The sequence below is a fragment of the Candidatus Aminicenantes bacterium genome (assembly GCA_026393795.1).
In the GTDB taxonomy this organism is placed as follows: domain Bacteria; phylum Acidobacteriota; class Aminicenantia; order UBA2199; family UBA2199; genus UBA2199.
In genome coordinates, this window is the sequence record JAPKZL010000119.1 from 1 (window position 1) to 1,594 (window position 1,594).

Annotated in this window: 1 protein-coding gene; it reads left to right on the plus strand. The window is 51.1% G+C overall.

The features are described 5' to 3' along the window. Positions 1 to 256: 256 nt before the first annotated feature. Positions 257 to 1,594 (plus strand): hypothetical protein (locus NTW95_05770; protein ID MCX6556925.1); only part of this gene is annotated, 1,338 nt, incomplete at its 3' end.

Genomic DNA, 1,594 nt, shown 5'->3' on the forward strand with positions numbered 1-1,594 from the left:
GAGCAGTGAACAGCACGTGGCGGCGGCTCATGAAAATATGTATTTGCTAACTATAATATTGGCAGGAATAAGGCTCATAATATTTTTTAAAGTTCGGAAAACGAAAATTTGTTAAGTTTAAGCCGGCTGGCTAGATCATCGAAAGTATTTGCTGAACATGATGACACGGCATTATTCCAAAAGCCCGGCTAAAATTTTCCATGATTCAATTTTGACAATTCACTTTTACGATATTAAAATTAAATTACGAGATGCAATGAAGAAAACTATTTATGGTGCGGCATTTTTAGTGATCTTTGTTTGGTTAACCTATTTCTTTTTCGGACAGCAGGAGATCGAACGCGAGTACGTCCAGGTCTTGAACATCGAGATGCTGGTGCGGGTGATGAAGGACGGCCGGCCGCTCGCGGGCCTGCAGAAACGGGATTTCTCCCTGTTCGAGAATGGTCAAAAGCAGGAGATCAACGGATTTCTTGAAGTTCACCGGCGCATCACTCCTGGCGAAACGGGGGAAAAAGCTAAGGCCGAAAAGGAGGCTCGTCCCGGCCGCCTGTTCCTTCTCTTTTTCTGGATCAACGACCCTGCGGTCAAGGTCGGCGAAGTGCTGAATTATTTTTTCAATTCCATCTACCGCGAGGGCGACCGGGTAATCTTGGCCGACCAACGGCATTCTCTCGAGATCAATTCTACAGCGGAAAAAGACGCAAGGGTAGCGGAGTTCAAAGCCGGCTTATCGGTTTTAAGCGGGGATCTGCTAACCGCCAGGAGAAGATTCAAGTCGGATATCGAAGCTTGCTTGCAACTCTATATAACCTGTCTCGATGCCCAAAATAATACCAAATATCCCCCGCGGTGCGATCCTGAGACTGTGGCTCTCCAGTATGCACAACTCCTGAAGGAATACCGGATGCAGAACCTGACACCCAATGCCAACCAACTCGAAGCAATGAGCCGCTCTCTGGAGGCCATTGACGCGGACAAGTGGGCGCTGGTTTTTTTCCAACATGACACCCTGCCGCTGTTCAACACCGAAAAATTGAAATTAGAGGACTACCATTTGCGGTTGGGGTCAACGATCAATTCGATTGATAAAGTAAACCGCGATCTCCTTTTTCCCGTGGAAGCCAGCCTCCTCGCCGATTCCCTGCGCAGCCGTTTCATCCAGACCAACACCCAATTCCACCTGCTGCTCCTGGATAGACAGCAGACGCCGACCGATGTGGATCCCACTTCCCGGTTCGGGGTCGTGAACCCGTTCCCGGTGTTTTCCAACTGGGAAAAGACCTTTCGCCAAATGGCCGAGGCCACGGGCGGAGAGATCATGGACGGCAACCAGATGAAGGAAGCGTTGGACGAGGTGGCCGGCAGGGAAGATGTCTATTACGTGTTCACCTATGCCCCGACTGCCGGGAAAAACCGTGAGCGGCGGATCGATATACAAGTTGGGCGTGAGAGCGTGCAGGTCATCCACGGCCGGCGCCTGGAGATGGAAACCCTTCCCCAGATCAGGCTGACGGCAATCGAATCGGTCCCGGGGAAGGTGCACCTGGACCTGGAAAACATTTACATGATCGGCCGTGGCGGCTTGCGCTCC